12 protein-coding genes are annotated in these 21,150 nt (G+C 58.5%); all 12 read left to right on the top strand.

The features are described 5' to 3' along the window. The first annotated feature begins 84 nt into the window (after positions 1–84). Positions 85–3,279 (top strand): exodeoxyribonuclease V subunit gamma, encoded by a 3,195-nt coding sequence (gene recC, locus ACODR9_RS21705; protein WP_488812269.1) that lies wholly within the window; start codon positions 85–87, stop codon positions 3,277–3,279. Continuing rightward, positions 3,276–6,839, top strand: a complete 3,564-nt coding sequence (gene recB / locus ACODR9_RS21700) for an exodeoxyribonuclease V subunit beta (RefSeq protein ID WP_488812267.1) — start codon at positions 3,276–3,278, stop codon at positions 6,837–6,839. Before recC ends, recB begins: the two co-directional genes overlap by 4 nt. Positions 6,840–6,947: 108 nt before the next feature. Beyond that, positions 6,948–8,432, top strand: a complete 1,485-nt coding sequence (pap, locus tag ACODR9_RS21695) for a polyphosphate:AMP phosphotransferase (RefSeq protein ID WP_488812265.1) — start codon at positions 6,948–6,950, stop codon at positions 8,430–8,432. Continuing rightward, positions 8,425–9,156 (top strand): substrate-binding periplasmic protein, encoded by a 732-nt coding sequence (locus ACODR9_RS21690; protein ID WP_488812263.1) that lies wholly within the window; start codon positions 8,425–8,427, stop codon positions 9,154–9,156. Before pap ends, ACODR9_RS21690 begins: the two co-directional genes overlap by 8 nt. Further along, positions 9,153–10,868, top strand: coding sequence for an exodeoxyribonuclease V subunit alpha (recD, locus tag ACODR9_RS21685; RefSeq protein WP_488812261.1), 1,716 nt, complete (start codon positions 9,153–9,155; stop codon positions 10,866–10,868). The genes ACODR9_RS21690 and recD overlap by 4 nt, the downstream gene beginning before the upstream one ends. A gap of 126 nt (positions 10,869–10,994) precedes the next feature. Continuing rightward, positions 10,995–11,876 (top strand): NUDIX hydrolase, encoded by an 882-nt coding sequence (locus ACODR9_RS21680; protein ID WP_488812259.1) that lies wholly within the window; start codon positions 10,995–10,997, stop codon positions 11,874–11,876. Positions 11,877–12,537: 661 nt separating this feature from the next. After that, positions 12,538–16,167, top strand: a complete 3,630-nt coding sequence (locus tag ACODR9_RS21675) for an ATP-binding protein (protein ID WP_488812257.1) — start codon at positions 12,538–12,540, stop codon at positions 16,165–16,167. Positions 16,168–16,453: 286 nt separating this feature from the next. After that, positions 16,454–16,924 (top strand): bacterioferritin, encoded by a 471-nt coding sequence (bfr, locus tag ACODR9_RS21670; RefSeq protein WP_159874858.1) that lies wholly within the window; start codon positions 16,454–16,456, stop codon positions 16,922–16,924. 9 nt (positions 16,925–16,933) lie between these two features. Further along, positions 16,934–17,407 carry a bacterioferritin gene (bfr, locus tag ACODR9_RS21665; protein ID WP_488812254.1) on the top strand — a complete coding sequence of 158 codons (474 nt, stop codon included), beginning with the start codon at positions 16,934–16,936 and terminating at the stop codon, positions 17,405–17,407. Positions 17,408–18,091: 684 nt separating this feature from the next. Continuing rightward, positions 18,092–18,829, top strand: a complete 738-nt coding sequence (locus ACODR9_RS21660; RefSeq protein WP_488812253.1) for a DUF5677 domain-containing protein — start codon at positions 18,092–18,094, stop codon at positions 18,827–18,829. 117 nt (positions 18,830–18,946) lie between these two features. Then, on the top strand, positions 18,947–19,552 hold the full coding sequence (locus ACODR9_RS21655) for a recombinase family protein (protein ID WP_488812251.1): 606 nt from the start codon (positions 18,947–18,949) through the stop codon (positions 19,550–19,552). Between the two features lie 726 nt (positions 19,553–20,278). Beyond that, positions 20,279–20,509 carry a helix-turn-helix domain-containing protein gene (locus ACODR9_RS21650; RefSeq protein WP_488812249.1) on the top strand — a complete coding sequence of 77 codons (231 nt, stop codon included), beginning with the start codon at positions 20,279–20,281 and terminating at the stop codon, positions 20,507–20,509. The last annotated feature ends 641 nt before the right edge of the window (positions 20,510–21,150 follow it).

The following is a 21,150-nucleotide window of genomic DNA, read 5'->3' as shown; positions in this document are numbered from 1 at the left end:
CTGGCGGTTATGCCTTCAGCATCGGATGATGACGGCCAAAGGCTGATGGTACACTGAAGCCTTCGTTTCATCAGCGTTCCTGCCATGCTTTTTCTCTATCAGTCCAATCGTCTGGAGCAATTGGGTCAGCTGTATGCCGCCATGCTGCAGGCACAGCCGCTGAGCGACCCGTTTGCTGCCGAAACGGTGATCGTGCAAAGCCGGGGCATGGGGCGCTGGATGACGCTGGACCTGGCGCAACAGTGCGGCATCGCGGCCAATATCGATTTTGTGCTGCCCGCTGCTTTTGCCTGGCGGCTGATGCAGCGGGTGATGCCGGAGCTGCCGCGCAAATCTTCCTTCAGCCCAGAAGTGCTGAGCTGGCGGCTGCTGGCACTGCTGCCCACGCTGCAAGGCGAGGTATTTGCTCCCTTGCAGCGCTATGCCGCTGGTGGCGAGGCCGCCGCCTTCGAGCTGGCGGGCAAGGTGGCGGACATTTTCGACCAATACCTGGTATTCCGCCCGGACTGGATTCGCGCCTGGGAGGCGGGGGAGCGGCTGGATCTGGGCGATGACGAAGCCTGGCAGGCGGCGCTGTGGCAGCAACTGGCGGCACAAGACCCCAGCCGCCACCGCGTACGCATGCTGGACGAATTTTTTGCCGAATTGCGCCCGCAGCATCTGCCGGAACGCATTACCTTGTTCGGCATTGCCAGCCTGGCACCGATGTATCTGGCGCTGATCAAGCGGCTGGCCGAACTGACCGACGTCTGCCTGTTCACCCTCAACCCCTGTGAAGCCTACTGGGGCGATATTGTCGATAACCGGCGCAAGCTCAAGCTGCGTGAGAAGGGCGATCTGTTTGCCACCGAAGGCCACCCGCTGCTGGCCTCGCTAGGCAAGCAGGGGCGCGACTTTTTTGAGCTGATTGCCGCCGATGCCGAACTGGATGCCCGTCCGCTGTTTGCCGCGCCAACCGGGGACACGCTGCTGGCCCGCCTGCAGCGCGACATCCTGCAATTGCAGATGCCGAGCGAGGATGGCCAGTGGCTGGTGGTGGATGACGGCTCGGTGGAGCTGCATACCACCCATGGCCCCATGCGCGAGCTGGAAGTGCTGAAAGACCGGCTGCTGGCCATGCTGGCCGACGACCCCACGCTTAGCAGCGCCGACATTGCTGTGCTGACACCGGACATCAACAGCTATGCACCGTATATCGACGCGGTGTTTGGCAAGCGCGACGATGCACCCAGCCTGCCCTATGCCATTGCCGACCGGCAGGTAGAGCGCGAAGAGCCGCTGCTGGCGGCCATCGGCACGCTGTTGCAGTTGCTGGATTCACGCTTTGCCGCCGATCAGGTACTGGCCTTGCTGGATAGCCCGGCCCTGCTGCAACGCTTTGGCCTGCAGGCTGAAGACCTGCCCTTCATTCAGGACTGGGTAAGGCAAAGCGGCATCCGCTGGGGGCGTGATGCCGCCCACAAGGCGGCGCTGGGTCTGCCAGCCGACCCTTTGTTTACCTGGCGCTGGGGGCTGGACCGCCTGTTGCTGGGCAGCATCCTGCCAGCGGCCATGGCGGGGGACGACAGCGGCCTGTTTACCGGCTTGCTGCCGCAGGGCGGAGCAGGTGGGCAGTTGGCCGAGATCTTGGCCCGTTTTGCCAGCTGTTATGCGGTGCTGGACGAACTGGCCAATAACTGGGCCAGCCCGACGGATGCCAGCGGCTGGGCCGAGCGCCTGCTGCGGGCGGTGGATCGCCTGTTTGCCGTGGATGATGAGGGCGAACTGGCGCTGGAGGTGGTGCGCGATGCCCTGCAAGAGCTGGTGGAAGATGCCGCCATGGCGGACTTTGCCCAGCCCTTCAGCCTGCAGGTGCTGCGCGACTGGCTGCAGCGCAAGCTCACCATGGCCTCGCCGCTGGGCTTTTTGTCTGGCGGCATTACCTTCTGTGCCATGGTGCCGATGCGTTCCATTCCCTTCCGGGTGTTGTGCCTGATTGGCATGAACGATGGGGCGTATCCACGCGACGAGCGCCCGGTCAGTTTCGACCTGGTGGCGCGGCATCCGCGCCGTGGCGACCGTTCGCGCCGCTTTGACGACCGCTACCTGTTTCTGGAAGCCATCCTGTCGGCCCGCCAGCGGCTGTATCTGTCTTATGTCGGCCTGTCCGCCCGCAATAACGAGCCACTGCCGCCCTCGGCACTGGTGGCCGAACTGCTGGATTGCTTTAAGGCTATGTGTGGCGATGAGGCAGCGGAGCAATTACTGGTGCGTCACCCCTTGCAGCCCTTTTCACCCCGCAGCTACGACGGCAGAGATCCACGCCTCGCCAGCTTCGACCCCAGCTTTGCCGCCGCCCTGGCGGCACCGCCTGCTCAAGCGCAGCCGTTTGCCAGTGCCTTGCCGCTGCTGCAGACCAGTAGCGTGGTGCATGTAAATGACTTTATCCGTTTCTGGAAAAACCCACCGCGCGCCTGGCTGGCCGAGCGCCTGGCCATCCGCTTGCATGGCGAGGCAGAAGAGCTGCCGGTGCGCGAACCCTTCAGTGTGGATCGCGATGCCAGCCGCACGCTGCGCACCCAGCTGGTGGAACGCATGCTGGCAGGCAAGCCGGTAGCGCCGGTGCGCCAGCGTCTGGTGGGCGCGGGCTTGTTGCCGCCCGCTCAACTGGGCCAGGCCTGGCTGAACAGCGAAACCGCCAGCTCCGCCAGACTGGCGCACCGCCTGCCTGCCGTGCTGACCGAAGCCACATTGCCCCCCTTGCCCATCAGCCTCACCCTGCATGGCACCACGCTGGCCGGGGAGCTGGGCGGGCTGCGCCCTGAAGGGCAAATCAGGCTGGTGATTGGCAAGATGAATGCCGCCGAACGGCTGGAATGGTGGCTGACCCACCTGCTGCTGTGCGCCACCCGCCCGGCGGGCATTGCCTGCCAGTCTGTGCTGTATGACGATAGCGGCCACTATCGGCTGGATGATGAGCCGGATGCCGCCGCTCTGCTGGAAGCCTGGGTGGTGCGTTGGCAGCAAGGCCAGCAACAGCCGCTACCATTTTTTGGCCGTACCAGCTGGGCCTATGCCGAGCAGCTGTACAAGCAAGACGATGCCCCGCAACTGGCGCTGGAAAAGGCACTGGACAAGTGGGACCCCAGCTTTGTTGCTGACTTTGCCACCCCGCAGTGTGAAGAACCGGTCAATCGGCTGGTGTTCCGTCATCTGGACCCACTGGCCGATCCCTTGTTCGCCCAGTTGGCACAAACCCTGTTGCTGCCGCTGGTGGCCAGGCTGGAGGGGCAGGCATGAGTCTGCAAGCACTGGACGCACTCAACTGCCCGCTGGCTGGCGTCAATCTGATCGAAGCCTCGGCCGGAACCGGCAAAACCTGGACCATCGCCGCGCTTTACCTGCGTTTGCTATTAGAAGACGTGGACGGCGAAGCGCCGCCGGGCATCGACAGCCTGCTGGTGGTGACCTACACCAAGGCCGCCACCGCCGAGCTGCGCGAACGCCTGCGCCAGCAACTGAGTGATTTTCTCGCCGTGTTGCAGGGCGAGCCGACAAACAACCCCTTCTTGCAGGCGCTGGCTGACCGTTTTAGGCCGGGTAGCGGGCGAGATCTGGCGATACAGCGGCTGCTGGCGGCCATCAGCGGTTTTGACGCCGCCGCCATCTACACCATCCATGGTTTCTGTCAGCGCGTGTTGACCGACGCCGCTTTTGAAAGCGGACAAACCTTTGCCGCAGAGCTGGTCAGTGACGACGACCGTCTGCTGGTGGAAGTGGTGGATGATTTTTGGCGGCAGCGTGTGGTGACCAGCCCCTTGCTGTCGCAGGTACTGGCCGAAGCCGGTGAAACGCCGGATGGCTGGCTGGCGGAGATCCGCCCCTGGCTGGCCAAGCCCTACCTGCAGGTGGTGCAGCCCTGTGCGCACGATCTGCAGCAGGCACTGCAGCTGGTGCAACAGCATTGGCACACACTGGCCGCCGACCCGGCCACCATGCAGGCCGGGTTTGATCTGTTGCTGGCTACCGAGGGCTTCAAGGCCACCAGTCACAGCCCGGCCCAGCTGGAACGCAGCCTGGCCGAACTGCAGCAGTGGCTGGCAGAGCCGGACAGCCTGCCGGTTCTTGGCAAGGACGCCCTCAAGCAGTTGACCCGGCTGACCCCGGCGGCGCTGGCCAAGGGCATGAAGAAAGGCTTTGTCGCGCCCGAACATGCGCTGTTCCAGCGTATCGGCGACTGGCTGGACGCCTGGGATGCCTATCTGGCCCAACTGCAGCTGTCGCTGGCCGGGCTCAAGCTGGAGCTGATTAGCTGGGTGAATGCCGAACTGGCCCGCCGCCGCAGCCAGGAGCGGGTGCGCAGCTTTGACGACCTGCTCACCGAGCTTGGCCATGCCCTGGCCGATGCGCAGGGGGGGCCGCAACTGGCGGCTGCCGTGGCGCGCAGCTTTCGCGTGGCGCTGATCGACGAATTCCAGGATACCGACCCCATCCAGTACGATATCTTCCGCCACTGCTTTGCCCTGCAGCAGCGCCCGCTGTTTCTGGTGGGTGACCCCAAGCAGGCCATCTACAGCTTTCGCGGTGCCGATATCTTTGCGTATCTGGATGCGCGTGGCGATGCCCCGGCGGCGCAGCAATATTCACTGGACACCAATCGCCGTTCCGATGCGCCGCTGGTGGCCGCCGTCAACCAGCTGTTCAGCCGTAGCCGGCCATTTCTGCTGGATGATATTGGCTACCAGCCGGTCCATGCGGCCCCCAGCTCCGGCGCCGTGCTGGAGGTGGACGACGACGACGCAGCCTTCACCCTGCTGTGGCAGCCAGTGGAAGGCGACAAGCCGCTCAACAAGGACAGTGCGGCCCGTGCCAGCGAGCAGGGCTGTGCCCATGAAATCGCCCGCCTGTTGACGCTGGCCGGGCAAGACCGGGCCGCCATCATCAAGAATAGCCAGCGTCGTCCGCTGCGTGGCGGCGATATTGCCGTGCTGGTATCCACCCACCGTCAGGGCGACCAAATGCGCCAGGCCCTGGCCGAGCGTGGCGTTGCCAGTGTCGCACTCACGCAGGAAAGCGTGTTTGCCAGTCGCGAAGCTGCCGACATGCTGGCGCTGTTGCGGGCCTGGGCCGAACCAGCCAGCGAAAGCCGGCTGCGGATTGCACTGGTGACCGAGCTGTACGGCCTGGATGCTGCCCGCCTGCTGGCCGATGTGGAAGACGAAGCGCGCTGGGAGGCCCGTTTGCTGGCTAATGCCGCCGACCACCAGTACTGGCTGGAACACGGCTTTATGCGTGCCTGGCGGCAGTTTATGGCGCGCGAGCAACTGGCCCTGCGCCTGCTGCCCTTGCCGGATGGCGAGCGGCGGCTGACTAATTTGTCGCATCTGGCCGAGCTGCTGCAAAGCGAAAGCGACAGCCGCCACGGCATGGCCCCCTTGCTGGCCTGGCTGGAAGCCCGGGTGGCCCGTCCGGCGGGAGGCGAGGACGCCATGCTGCGGCTGGAGAGCGATGCCGCGCTGGTGAAAATCGTCACCATCCATACCTCCAAAGGCCTGCAATACCCGGTGGTGTTCTGCCCCTATTTGTGGGATGGCGCACTGGAGCGCCGCAATACCAGTTTCTGGCGCTACCGCGCCAATGAGCAGGCCATGCTGGCCCCGGATGTGCTGGCCGATGCCACAGTGCGCCAGCAAGCCGCCAGTGAAATGCTGGCGGAGAAACTACGCCTGCTGTATGTGGCGCTGACGCGTGCCCAGCATCGGCAATACCTGGCCTGGGGCTGGGTGAAGGACATGCAGACCGCCGCGCTGTCCTGGCTGCTGCATGCGCAGCAATGTCCTGATCTACCTGCCTTGCGTGAGCTGGATTTCAATGCCGCCCAACTGGCCAGCCAGCTGCAACAATGGCAGCAAGCGCTGCCACAGGCGCTAACGGTGCGGGTGCTGGAGCAAGACGTGAATCCATTGCCTCTGGCGCAGGAGGCAGAGCAGGACTATAGTGCGCGCCTGTTCTTGCGGACGGTTTACAGCCCGTGGCGAGTAGCCAGCTTTACCTCCCTCACCCATGGGAAGGCCAGCAAGGCCACCGAGCGGCCAGACCACGACAGCAGCCAGATGGCCTTGGCCCAGGAACCGGATGAGGCCGTAGCGGCCGACAGCCCGTTTGCCTTTCCGCGTGGTGCGCGGGCCGGTACTTGCCTGCATGCCATGTTCGAGAACATTGACTTCGGCATGACTGATGCCGATTTGCATGCACCCGTGGCCGAACAATTGCGCCGACACGGCTTTGCCGAAGAATGGCAAGCCGCCGCCATGCAACTGCTGCGCCAGACGCTGGATGCCGAGCTTGATCCCGGCGTGCGCCTGTCCGCCGTCAGGCCGGGACAACGGCTGGTGGAAATGGAATTCACCCTGCCGGTGCAGCAACTGGATGTGGCCCGTCTGCGCGCGGTGCTGACCGATCCTGCCCACGGCCTGGCCGAGCCCTTGCGCCAGGCGGCTGCCGGGCTGGATTTCCATACGGTGCATGGCTATCTCAAAGGTTTTATCGACCTGGTATTCGAAGCGGGTGGCCAGTTTTATCTGGCGGATTACAAGTCCAATCACCTGGGTAACCAGGCCGAGGACTACGCCCCTGCGCTGCTGCTGCAGTCAGTGGCGCGTGAGCATTACTATTTGCAATACCTGATTTACTGCGTGGCCCTGCAACGGTATTTCACCGCCCGTGGTCAGGATTTTGCCAGTCGCTTTGCCGGTGTGCGCTATCTGTATCTGCGCGGCATGGGACAGCCCGGCATGGGGGTGTGGCACGACCGCCCCTCGGCCAGTTTGTTGGCAGCGCTGGATGCTTTGCTGTGCTGAGAATGCTGGGCATTGCCTTGCCATTGGCATAGAGTAGACTGCTAAAGATCAGACCTGCCCTGTGCGGCAGGATCGCATAATGGCTGCGGGTCAGCCCAGGAGGCAGGAATGTTTGAATCGGCAGAAATCGGCCATGCCATCGATAAGGATCGCTACCGCGAACAAGTACCGGTATTGCGCGAAGCGCTGCTGGATGTGCAGTACGACCTGAAGGAAAAGGCCGATTTTCCGGTGTTGATCCTGATCCACGGTTTTGACGGCGCAGGCCGTGGCGAAACCATGAACCTGATCAACGAATGGCTGGACCCACGCCTGATCGACACCGTGGCGTTTTCCAGTGCCAACGACGAAGAACGCGCCCGGCCCTGGATGTGGCGCTACTGGCAGAAACTGCCGGCCAAGGGGCGTATCGGCATATTCTTTGGCTCCTACTATTCCGATGCCTTGTTCGACCGGGTGTACGAGCAGATCGACCATGATGCCTTCGATCGTGAAATCTTCGACATCATGCGGCTGGAACGCATGATCAGTCAGGATGGTGCGCTGATTCTCAAGTTCTGGTTCCACCTGACCAAGGACAAGCAGCGCAAGCGTCTGAAAGAGCTGGAGAAAGACCCGGCCACCCGTTGGCGCGTGACAGCGGATGACAAGGCCAATATGGAGCGCTACGACACCATCCGCAAATACGGCGAGCACATGATTCGCCTGACCAACACCGCCTACGCGCCGTGGATTGTGGTGGATGGCGAGGACGCCAATTTCCGTAGCCTGACCGTGGGCCAGACCATTCTGCAGGCCATTCGCAACCGCATGAGCCAGAACGGCCATGTGGTGGAAGCATCCGAAGCGCCGCCGCTGCTGGCACCGATCGACGACAAGGTGATTCTGGACACGCTGCAGCTGAACCAGAACATGGACAAGGCCGACTACAAGAAGCGGCTGGCGGAACTGCAAGGCAGGCTCAACAGCCTGACCCGCGACGAGCGCTTCCGCAATCACTCGCTGGTGCTGGCCTTTGAGGGCAATGATGCCGCAGGCAAGGGCGGCACCATCCGCCGCATTACCCAGGCCTTGGACGCCCGTAGCTACCGGGTGATTCCGGTGGCCGCGCCTACCGAGGAAGAACGCGCCAAGCCCTGGCTGTGGCGCTTTTGGCGCCGGGTGCCGGGCAAGGGCGGCATCACCATTTTTGACCGTACCTGGTATGGCCGCGTGCTGGTAGAACGGGTGGAAGGTTTTGCCCGCGAACCAGACTGGATGCGTGCCTATTATGAAATCAATGACTTCGAGCACCAGCTCAGTGAAAACGGGGCCATCGTGCTCAAGTTTTGGTTGGCCATCAGCAATGAAGAACAGATGGCCCGCTTCAAACTGCGCGAAGAAACCGGTTTCAAGCGCTTCAAGATTACCGAGGAAGATTGGCGCAACCGTGAAAAATGGGATGCCTACAAACTGGCGGTCAGCGATATGGTGGATCGCACCAGCACCAGCAAGGTGCCGTGGACACTGGTGGAAGCCAACAATAAATATTACGCCCGCATCAAGGTGCTCAGCACCATCTGCGCGGCGCTGGAGGCCAGGCTTGGTGCGTAGTTTCCTGTTGCTGCTGTGCTGCCTGCTGCTGTCTCCGGTGCAGGCGGCCGAGGTGAATCTGCGGGCAGGCGTGGTGGTGGACAATGCTGGTCCCTACAATTTCATGCCGGACAGCCCGATGGCAGGTATCTACCGCGAGGCGCTGGAGCAGATCGGCAAGCTCAGCGGTGTGCGTTTCGAGATCGAATACTACCCGGCGATGCGCATTCAGCAGCTGTTTGAAATCGCTAGGCTGGATGTGGAAGTAGGGGTCAATCCCGCCTGGCGCAGCCTGTCGCCGGTGGGCGGTTTTTATACCCAGTCCATCGGCACGCTGGACTACCAGCTATGCACCCGCACCGGCAGTAGCCGAGCCGCGCGCACACTGGAGGATATGCACGGCCTAACGATCGGCCTGTTGCAAGGGCAGCCCTTGGTGGCATTCGAGCCCGACCTGCAGCGTAATGGCGTGCGCTACGAGCTGTCACAAGGTGAAAACGAAGCACTGGGCAAGTTGCGGTTGGGCCGCTTGCAAGCCGTGGTGCTGGAGCGGCGTCAGGTTGAACGGCTGGGCATGCTGCCGGAAGAATTGCGCTGCGAACCGGGTGGCATGATCAGCGTGCAAGCGGTGATGCTGCGGGTTCACCCGCAATATCGCCACTGGGTACCGGCCCTTAACCGGGCCATCAGCCAGTTACAAGCCAATGGCAAGCTCAAGGCCATTTTCCAAAAGCAGCGCGGATGAATCAGCCCGTCAGCGAAGCAGTGCTCCCATCCCAGCTGGCACAGCTGTTTTTGCGGCTGGATCCGTCACTGGATGACAACACCCTGGCCTTGGTGAGCGAACTGGCCGCAGCCAACCAGTCCGGTCATGTTTGTCTGCCCATCGCCCACCGCCCAGAGCGGCGGAATCTGCAAGCCTCGCCCTTGTTGGGCGCGCCGGGCAGCTATGCCCCGCTCATCCTGGATGCAGCTGGCCGCCTATACTTTGCCCATCACTGGTTTGACGAACAAAACCTGGCCCGCCGCCTGATTCAGCTGGCTTCCGCCACCTTGCCACAGGATGCGGCTAAGGTTGGGCAGGTGCTCGATACCTTGTTTCCCGCCAGTCAAAACCTGCAGCCGGATCGACAAAAACAGGCCGCCGCACTGGCCGCCAGGCAAAGGCTGCTGGTGGTCTCTGGCGGGCCGGGAACGGGCAAGACCACCACCGTGGTGCGCTTGCTGGCCATGCTGGCCACGCTGGCCGAACGCCCACTGGTGATGGCCATGGCAGCGCCCACCGGTAAGGCTGCCGCACGCATGAGCGAGTCGGTGCGCAGCGCCCGTGACACGCTGCCAGTGGCCGACGCCGTGCGCAACCAGCTGCCGCAGCAGGCACAAACCCTGCATCGCTTGCTGGGCCTGCGGCCTGGTGCGGCGCAGGCGCGTTTCCATGCCGGTCAGCCCTTGCCGCTGGATGTGCTGGTGGTGGACGAGGCTTCGATGATTGATCTGGCCATGATGGCGCGTCTGCTCGAAGCGCTGCCATCACAGGCAAGGCTGATTTTGCTGGGCGATCGCGACCAACTGGCCTCGGTGGATGCCGGTGCGGTGCTGGGCGATTTGTGCAGCCAGCTTGCCTATCTGCCGGCAACGCGGGCCTGGATGGAACAGGCCGGTGCCGGTGCGCTGCCGCCTGATGAAGGGAAAATTGCTGCACTGGCCGATAGTGTGGTGTTGCTGACGCACAGCCACCGCTTCCGTGCGGATTCCGGCATCGGTGCCTTGGCCGGTCTGGTCAACCGTGGTGCCGCTTTGCCTGCTTTGCAGTTGCTGCAGGCAGGCCAATATGCCGATATATCGCAGCTGCAGGCGCTGGCAGAGAGCGCGTTGTGGCAACAACATCGGCCTTATCTGGATGCCATTGCGGCAGGCCGGCCTCTGGATGAAATACAGGCGGCATTTTCCCGCTTCATGCTACTGGCCGCCGAACGCAGCCAGGTTGCACAGGTGAACCTGTGCATGGAAAGCCTGCTGCAACAGCAGGGGCGCAAGCAGGCCGAGCGCGACTGGTATGCCGGCAGGCCGGTGATGATTACTGCCAATGACTACGGCGTCGGCCTGTTCAACGGCGATATCGGCTTTACCGTGGAGCGTCCCCAGGGCCTGCGGGTGGCTTTTCCTGCCGCCGATGGTAGTTGGCGCGAGTTTGCGCCCGGCCGTCTGCCACAGCACGAAACCGTGTTTGCCATGACTGTCCACAAAAGCCAGGGCTCGGAGTTTGATACGGTGTGGCTGCAATTGCCGGCCAGCCCCGGACCGGTACTTAACCGGGCGCTGATTTACACCGCCATTACCCGCGCGCGCAGCCGCTTTGCCGTCGCCGGCAGCGATGCGGTCTGGACCCATGCCGTACAACTGGCACCGGAGCGTCATTCCGGGCTGGCTGATTTGCTGGGTGCTGTGCGCAGGTGAATTTCTGCAACACTTCCAAATGGAATATTCGTTTTTGGCACGCAAGATGCTGAAAAAGTTGGGCAAAACCGGTTCTGCATCCTATGATGGCGCCTTCCCGCAATAGGCAGTCTGTTCGGAGTCATCATGCAAGTGGATGGAGTTCTGGGGTATCTGGCCAAGATCACCCGTTTCGATCGCAGTGCATTTACCCCGCTTCTGATCGGTACGCAGCACATGGGCTGTGTCAACCAGCCCTGGCTGGCGCGTTTGCTGGAAAACGAAGCAGATTTGTTCGGTTTGCAGCCAGAAGGACTGATCTGCAAGGTGGCCGGTGACTATGCCGCCATCAGCAGCCAGTTGAACCAGGCCGCCCGGCGCTGGCAGGCTGCCGGCTGGCTCAATGGCTGGCGTAATGAAAACTTCACTGCCTTTCTTCCAGACTCCACCCCCCTGTTTGAACTGGAGCGCGCCGCTTTTCGCCCGCTGGGGCTAACCAGCCGCGCCGTGCACCTGAATGGCCTGACCCGCACCGCTGCCGGTGAGGTGAAAATGTGGGTAGGCCGCCGCAGCCCGGACAAGGCGGTTGACCCCAATCGCATGGACAACCTGATGGGCGGCGGAATTGCCGCTGGCGAATCTATCGAACTGGCATTGGAGCGTGAAGGCTGGGAAGAGGCCGGTATACCGGCCGACAGGCTGGAGCTGCTGCCGCAAACCGGTTTGCTGCTGGCGGAAAGACCGGTACAACGTGGCCTGCATCGCGAATGGCTGCATGTCTACGACCTGTGGCTGTCCGGCAGCGAACAGCCGTGTAATCAGGATGGCGAAGTGGCCGAGCATGTTTGCCTGTCACTGGCGGAGGTTGAGGCGCTGCTGGTGGCCGAGCGCTTCATGATTGATGCTGCGCTGGTGGCAATCGACTGCCTGCTGCGGCTGGGTTACTGGGCGGAGCGTGAAAGCGAGATTGCCATGGCAATGGCAGCGGTCCGTTACCCGCTGAACCACGCCATCCATGCGCAGCGCTGACAGAATTCCTGTGGCACCGATAACCAGAAAGCCGGCATTGCCGGCTTTTCCTTTGTCTGCTTTCTGCGTCGCGGTATTTTCTGGCATCATGCAATAAAATGTACGCATAAGTAGTTAAAGTTGAATAAACAGCCATACTGTGTACTGATGACACCTGATTGAACCGGAAGCAGCGTTGATGCGCGCAGCCCTGGCATGCCAGGCATGACCAGGCTGGTAAGGCAGTACAGCGGATGTATCTTGTACAAACAGGAAATCCAGCTAGAAATGCACCGCGCAGTGGATATCCGAACCCGCAAAATGGCATCAGTGGAAGGTCAGCAATAAGGCCACCGCAGCATCCTGTGAAAATCATTTCCTGCCTCTGCTTTTTTCCTCTTTGAAGCTAGCCGCGCCTGATTTCGCCCTCGGTAGTACCCATCATGTTCCGCTATCAAAATGCAACTGTCTAAAAGTCATGCTGAGTTCTTTTGGGAAATTTCACCAATACTCTTCAGAAGATGTTTGCTAGAAAAATACTAGCGTCCACGTATCTTCTGCAGAGCGGCCAGTGAGAGGCAATCTGGCCTCTCTGCTCGCATAGCCCCAGGTTTTATGGCTACGGCACATGGATGGATAAAAACAGACAGGGGTATTTCACCCCATAGGCAGCGGGAAATTCATGCACTTATTTTTACGCGGGTTCATCGTGTGGTGTTGTCTGCTCGCCATTCCTGCCATGGCTGCTGCAGTGCTTGCCCCACAGCCACTGTCGTTGCAGGCATGGCCACTGAATGTTCTTGGCAGCCCGGGTTTGACTGAGGACGATGAGCAATGGCTGAAGTCGCGGCCAAGTCTGCGACTGGGGGTTGCCAGGGATCTGCCGCCTCTGGATATCAGCAGCGCAAGTGGGACATTCCAGGGGGTCAGTGCCGATGTTTTCGGTTATCTCACCCGCACACTGAAGTTGAAGCCGCAGGTTCTCCACTATGCCAGCCGCCAGCAAGCTCTGGAGGCGCTTGCCCGGGGGGAGATTGATCTGGTCAGTGCCGTTACGCCCTTCGAGTTGCAGCTTCACAAAATGCGGCTGAGCAAACCCTATCTGCGCGATATGCCAATCATGGTGGGGTATGAAGAGCCTAATCCGCACAAGGTACGCATCGGCATGCGTCCGCTATACCATCCTCCCAAGCTGGTGCGGGAGATCTATCCCGAAGCAGACCTGGCTTATTTCGACTCGGTAGCCAAAGGATTGGCTGCACTGCAGGCTCACCAGATCGACCTGTTCATGGGGGATGCCACCGGAGTCAACTATGAAGCTAACCAGAGCCTGGTGGATGACTTGCGCATCATCCGGCGCGCACGCTGGGACAGCAATTGGTCGTTTGCCATCGCCCAGACTCAAGGCCGGCTGCAAAACGTGGTGGACAAGGTACTGGGGCAATTGGGAGAGCAGCAGCAACAGCAGTTGATCCAGCGCTGGAGCGGTGGGGCCATGTTCTTGCAGCCCTACGCGTTTCCCATTGCCTTCACCGTAGAAGAGCGGGACTGGCTGAAACGACATCCGGTCTTGCGCGTGGCCGCCAGTCATACACTGGCACCGATTTCCTTCTTTGACGATCAGGGCGTATGGCGCGGAGCAACCGCCGAGCTGCTGGATTTGATTGCGCCGCGTCTTGGTGTACGTCTGGAAGTCAGGAAGTCCCACTCGCTGGAGAATACCCTGGAGCTGATGCTGCATAACCAGGCGGATCTGGCGATTGTGCCCGTTCATGGCAGCCACAATAGCTTGTTGCAGTCTGAGCCGGTAACACCGCTTTCATACAATCTGGTGGTGCGGGTCAATACCGATGCACCCAGGGATGTATCCGACCTGCGCAACAAGGTTATCGCGGTAAGCCGGGGGCTGATTGCCAGCATGGGGTGGGAAAAAGTTTTGCCGGGGGCTGTTTTCAAGGAAGTGAACAACCCGGTTTCTGCTTTTGACATGGTGGAAAACGGCAAGGCAGACATGGCACTGGTGGCCACCATGAACAGCCGCTATTACCTGCCCTTGCTGTTCAATGGCAAATTGCGCGAAGTCAACATCACCGGCCTGCCCAGCAATGCCTTGTCGCTGGCCATGCAGCCGGATGAAGTCATCCTGCGCTCCATCATCAACAAGGCCCTGTTCAGCATTGGTCCGGAAAACCTGGATAACCTGTTCAACGAACGCTGGCGTACCAATGTTGGTGCCAGTAATCAGAGCTGGTATGACTACAGCCTGGGCCTGATTTATCTGGTTATCGTGGTGGCCAGTATTCTGCTGCTGGTTTCACTGGTGTGGAATAACCGCTTGCGCAAGCAGATTGCCAAACGGCAAACCGCAGAAAAGGCCCTGAACGACCAGCTCAACTTCATGACCACGCTGATCGATGTCACACCCTATCCCGTTTATGTGCTGGACCGGAAAGGCCAATTGCTAAGTTGTAACGAACACTATCTGCAAGCGCTGGCCCTGACGCGGGAAGAGGCGATGAGCCATCGTGACAATATTGGCAGCCTTATCGATATTGATGACAAGACCCGCACCACACTGGCACAGGATTATCAACTTGCCATCGAGTACGGAGTGCCGATTCAGCGTGACCGGGAGGTCATGCTCAACCGGCAGCATGTGTCGGCCTTTCACTGGATACAACCGTTCCGGGATACTGAAGGGGTAATCCGTGGAGTCATCTGCGGCTGGATAGACATCAGCGAGCGTCGCCAGCTGATTGAAGAACTGCAAGCCGCCAAAGAACAGGCGGACAAGGCCAGCCAGGCCAAAACCACCTTTCTTGCCACCATGAGCCATGAAATCCGCACGCCGATGAGCGCCGTGATCGGCATGCTGGAACTGGCCCTGCGCCAAGCCGACCATGGCGTGGTAGACCAGCCCTCGCTGCAGGTGGCATATGATTCGGCACAGGGCTTGCTGGGGCTGATTGGCGATATTCTGGACATCGTCCGCATCGAATCCGGACACCTGAGCCTGAACCCGGAACCATGCAATCTGCTGGAACAGGCCAACTCTGTGGTACGCATCTTTGATGGTTTGGCACGGCAAAAGCAGCTGGGCCTGTTTCTGGATATTGATCCGGTCACCCCGGTGCAGTGGCAGGTCATGCTAGATCCACTGCGCTTCAAGCAGATTCTGTCCAATCTGCTTAGCAATGCCATCAAGTTTACCTCCCAGGGCAGCGTGACGGTGCGAGTCCGCCAGAGCGTGTTGCCGGATCAGCAACTGCTGGTGCAAATCCGGGTTACCGATACCGGCATTGGTATTTCCGAAGAAGATCAGCAGCGACTGTTCCTGCCCTTCGGCCAGGCGCGGGGTGTGGCGCGCAATGTCCACAGCGGTACCGGGCTGGGACTGGTTATCAGCCGAACGCTGTGCGAAATGATGCAAGGATCGCTTACGCTCAGCAGCCAACCCTATGATGGAACCCGGCTGGACATCGAATTGCGCTTGCCGGTATCCGATCATCCCTATGTCGAACCAGCCGCTCCGGATGCCGGAGTCGCCCAATCGCAGGCCGACAAACTCAGGCTGCGCATCCTGGTGGTGGACGACAATGCCGCAAACCGACTGCTGCTATCCCAGCAACTGCGCTACCTTGGGCATCAGACTGCAGTGGCACCACATGGCCGGGAAGGGCTGATGATGTGGCAACAGGGTAGCTTCGACGTGATATTCACCGACTGCAACATGCCAGAGATGAACGGCTACCAACTAGCGCAGGCGATTCGCCAGCAAGAGGAACAGGAACAGCGTCCGCCTATCTTGTTGCTTGGCTTTACTGCCAATGCCCTGCCTGACGAAAAAGAGCGCTGTCGCGCTGCCGGCATGGACGACTGCCTGTTCAAGCCCATCAGCCTCTCCGGTCTGCGTGCCTGTCTGCAACAGCATATGAACGGACGCGACAATAAAGTGGCTGGAGAAGGCGACATCAGCTATAGCCTGGATGAATTATCCTTCATGGAAGACGAGCAGCTGCAGCAGTTGCTGGAACACCTGTTGCAGGGCCTGCGAGATGATATGGAGTCGTTGCAGTCCCTGGTGTTGCTGGGCAATGCCGCCGGTATTGCCCGTGTGGCGCATCAGATCAAGGGCGCTGCCCGCATTATCAACGCCAGCCAGCTGATCAATAGCTGCCAGGCGCTGGAAGATTATTGCCGTCAGCATGAGGACATCAGCGAGCAGCACCCGCTGGTTCAGGCGCTTTACACGGCCGTTTCCGCGCTACAGGCCGTATTGGTGCGCCAGATGGGCAGCCCACGGTTATCCTGAGCCGCTGCGCATGGTAGATGCCCGCGTGGTAAAACCCTGCGAAAATGGCTTACATTCCAGTATTTTCCGGCTAGGCTGACTGGGTAAAACCACCTGGAAAATAACGGTAAACGCCGGCATGCAAAATTGATTATGTAGCGGCCATGCACAGCGCACTGTCATCGCCGCTACACTTCATCTTGACGCATTAAGGCCGCGAAGAGGCCCGCCGACCGGGCTATGATGCCGTATCCACCCCCGCCACTTCGCGGTGCTGTCACCTACAACGATTGGAAGGATTATCCACATGCAAGGCAAACAAGACATTATTGATCTGCTCAATACCCTGCTGGCAGGCGAGTTGACCGCCGTCGACCAGTACCTGCTGCATGGCGAGATGTATGCCGATATGGGCTTGCAGAAGCTGGCTGAAAAAGCGCTGCACGAATCCGCTCACGAGCGCGAACATGCCCAGGCCATCATCCAGCGCATCCTCTTTCTGGAAGGCAAGCCAGATCTGAGCAAGCGTGAAGCCCTGCAAATTGGTAGCACCGTGCCAGAAATGCTTAAGTCCGACCTGGCGGTGGAGTACAAGGTCACGCGCGAACTGAAAAAAGCCATTGCCCAGTGCGAGCAGGCGGAAGACTATGTCAGCCGGGAAATGCTGGTTGTCCAGCTGGATGATACCGAAATGGATCATGCCTATTTCCTGGAAAAACAGCTGCGGCTGATCGAGCTGACCGGCCTGCCCAACTACCTGCAAAGCCAGATGGCGTAAGGAATATTCATGAAAGCAGACAAAACCGTCATCAAGCTGCTCAACCATGTGCTGCGTAACGAGCTGACCGCCATCAACCAGTATTTCCTGCATGCGCGCATGTTCCGCAACTGGGGCTTGGAGCGGCTTAACGACTATCAGTACAAACAGTCTATCCGGGTGATGAAAGAGGCCGACGAGCTGATTGAACGCATCCTGTTTCTGGAAGGACTGCCCAATCTGCAAGACCTGGGCAAGCTGCACATCGGCGAAACCGTGGAAGAATGCTTGCGCAGTGATTTACGCTACGAAGTAGAAGTACAGCGCCCGCAACTGGTGGAGGGCATTGCCCATTGCGAACAAAAGCAGGACTACGTCAGCCGTGAGCTGCTGCAGGAGCTGCTGGAGCACTGCGAAGAAACCATCGACTGGCTGGAGACGCAGCTTAGCCTGATCAAGGATGTCAGTCTGGCCAACTACCTGCAAAGCCAGATCCAGTCCTGATGCGGCACCGCAGCGCACTCATGCGCTGACGGCGGCCTGATGAAGATGCCACAGTCGGCCTGCATGCCTTGCACGTCGGCTGTTTTTATTTGTCAGTTGGGTTCTCTGGCCGCGTAAAAGCCAGGCTCACAACATGCATGGATATAGGTGTGGGTGCGGAACTGGCAGCACTTATGCTAAGCAAGACTGATGGCGCTGTAACAGTTGTGCCACGCTTTTCTATTTATCGGATGTAGCTGGAAGAGTGCTAGGAGGAGTCGGATTAGCTTAAAAAACGGAGACAGATTTAAATACGTAGCTGTATGGCTGCCAAGAGTAGAAGGGCAGTAAGTTGAAAAATGGTCCCAGGAGAGGGTGTGTGGGAGATTATTTAGAAAGAACTTACTCAATACTTACTATTAAGCTATTGATATTATTGGCGCACCCGACAGGGATCGAACCTGTGACCTTCAGCTTCGGAATTAGGTACACAGATCGACATCCTTGTTATTGTAAGTTATTGATATTTCTGCTGGATTGTAGTGATTCAGTAGGTACACGTCTAGGTACACAAATAGGTACACAACGTGGAAACAGGTCAAAAATTCCAGTAAAAATTTCTGAGAGGCCACTTCGAGATTGCGCTGGATGCGAATGTCCCCCGTTGGGGGGGCCTCACTCACTACATACGGCAAGGGAAATTCTATGGATAACTTTCGTGAACTTGGCTTTCTGTCCGATCTGACCGAGGTGACAAGCCAGATCAGGGGAGACTTCAGTGAGGCGCTTGGCCCAGTGTACGTCTCCTCCATGGTCGCCATGAAGCAGCTTCTAGGTACGGCTCTGCCTGTGCCATCCGCAGCCATTCAGATTGCCCTTACCTCTTTGTGCCAGTGCATCACTTGCTGTCAGGCTTCAGTGGTTCTATGTGAAAAGGGCATGCCCATACCTGCAGCCTCAACACTAAGGTCAGCATATGAGTACCTTTTCCTATCTTCAGCCTTGTTCAAGCAACCGGACTACTTTCAGGAGCTATGCAAAGTTGATGAGCGAGAGGAAGAGAAGCAGGTCAACGCGATCCGTGCAGAGCTAAAGAAACTTGGGGATCACGTGAACACATTGTTCTCCTCCTCTGACTTGGAAGCGATCCACAACTATCCCAAGGTATTGGAACCAGAGAAGTTCGATGTGTATCAACTGGCGAATAGAGGAGAATTACTCATTTATTACCAAACCGTTTATCGAGACCTATCACGCCAAGGTGCACATGCCACGCTATCTGCACTGGACTATGCAGGGGCATATCCCTTGGGGACTCTGCGTTTCGCACCTGTCGCGGATGAGTCCACCGTATCCCTGCTGAGCCATACGAAAACCTGCTTGCATCAGTGCATCCAGCTGATTACCAGCATGGGCGCTGCACCATCCCAAAGCGAGTCATAAGGTATACCCTGTGGGACTGGACTGAATATGGTCCAAATAGGGTCCATTAGGGTTGACTTCATATTTTGGACTGAATAATATTGGCCCTATTACTTTTTGGACTAGGGTCAAAACACCATGACATCCCATACCAGCAGCCATTCCATCTACTACGGTCGTGTATCTACCAGTGAGCAGAACAGCAGCCAGCAACGAGTAGAGGCTGAGGCACTGGGCTGTGATGACTGCTTCTTCGATGAAGGTGTCTCCGGTTACCACGTAGCCCCCGCAGACCGCCCAGAGTGGCCCAAGGTGATGGCTGCACTGCGTCGTGGCGATACCCTCTATGTACGCTGGCTTGACCGCATCAGCCGCCGCTATGATGAACTGCACAACACTATGCAGGTGCTCATGCAGCGTGGGGTGACCGTGAGATGCACCATGAATGGAATGGTATTTGATGGTGCCGCTGATGATCCAATTGCCAAGGCGACCCGTGATGCTGTCCTGGCCTTCATGGCTGCACAAGGTGAAGTGGACTATGTGAACCGCAAGGAGATGCAGCGCAGAGGCATCCAGCTTGCCAAGGCTGAAGGCCGCTACACTGGTAGGCCCAAGTCTGTGGATGACACTGCTGTAGCTGCATGGAAGGTTGAGACTGGTGCCACAATCAAGGCCACTGCAGAACACTTCGGCATCGGTGAGAGCAGCGTGAAGAGGGCGCTGAAGGCATCACGCGCTTAGTCTATCGCTGGGATAACTTGTGACCATTCTGTCTGGTAGTTATTGAGGCTGGCCTGCGAGATGTTCAAAAGCTTGTCCCTACAGGGTTGAATGATGCGAGTCGGAATGAAACAGAGAGAGTTGCTCATATTTTTTTGTGGAAGGTCTTGAGGTTATCTCCCTGGCGTCATTCGGATTGTCAAGTTGACCTAGCGCCCTTCTAATATCTGTAACGGGGTTATCTGCTCATGGAATATGTGACATAGACCAGAGTAGTGTTTGTAAAGAGTACGAAGGGGCTGATTAAGTACGATAGTGTGCGGAACTTTATTAATCCAGCCAGAATGGCACCGCCGAATGTACAAAGGATAAATATTAGTCCATCCCAAAGATTTTTATCATAATCTGAAGTTGCGTAGAAATATGCTGCAGGTAGGGTGCACGCCCAGCTTCCCAGTCCCCCCATTGATGAAAGTAAACCTAGTGTAGAGTTTGCATAACCGGCTCCTATATTGGATCGAACTTGAGTTTCAACCCATGCATTAATTGCTATCAGATACCCCATCGTTAAAGCAATCGTAATAAACAATTTGCTGCCCTTTCTGTGAGCGAGTGGCTTGTGAGTCTGTCTGTTGGCTACTATCAGTGACAATACTCTAGCATCATTTACTCCTAATTGTCACTCATAGGGCGTCGCCTCATAGTAGCCTACTGCCTAGCATCATCCTTCTTTGGTGGGGGTGATCCATGGATGTGCAAAAGGAATTTGGCAAAAGGCTGGCGCAGCTAAGAAAGGCGAAAGGATGGAGCCAAGAGACACTCTCGCTTGAGTCCGGGGTGGCAAGAAGCTACTTAGGTGGTGTTGAGCGAGGGCAGAGGAACATTGCTCTGGTAAACATCTGCCGCCTTGCTGATGCTTTGGGTGTGCCTCCCTCAGAGTTGCTTTGCTTCGGTGATCAAGTAGCTAGGACTGGCTAAATTTATTTTCCCTGTGCATTTCTAGAGCTACATGTGGGAATGAAATTTACTTGATGATGTGTTGTGTAACTTGTTGAATTTAAATGATTCTTTTTGATTTGCGATTAACCCACACTAAGGGTAGACAAGATCGTAATCTGAAAGGAGTCACATGGCTCGCCGACCAAAGCAGCATGACAATAGTGTGGTTTGTGAACACCTTGAGGGATACCTGGGGTTTTCGTACTTCAAACAGGATGGAAACCTAAGGGAGGTTATGGCACTGGATGACATCCTTACGGGTATCGCATCCCTTGACCATGGTGGCAATACACGCCCCCTCTCGAAATCAACGCTGTTCTCTCTTCTGGCAACGCTGCCAGTAATTACAAGTGAGGCTGTGCAGGACGCTGCGTGGTGCTCACAGTCACATGCTAGACGCCTTGCGGTAGCTCTGCGAATAGCCTCTTCTGCATTTTCCTCCCTGATCGCTCCTGTGCCTCGTTGAGGTCTGAAGAATTACGCTCACCTATAATATAGAGACATCCTAAGGGACCTGCCTAGGAGGCGGAAGGACCATTAACCCACACTAAGGGGATGGGTGTCTCCGGTAAGATTCAAACTAAGATATCCTAAAGATACCCTTAGTACTCTCTTTAGGT

Source organism: Aquitalea sp. FG25 (assembly GCF_057809375.1).
The sequence above is the reverse complement of the archived record's forward strand: the minus strand, read 5'-3'. Positions and strand labels throughout refer to the sequence as shown.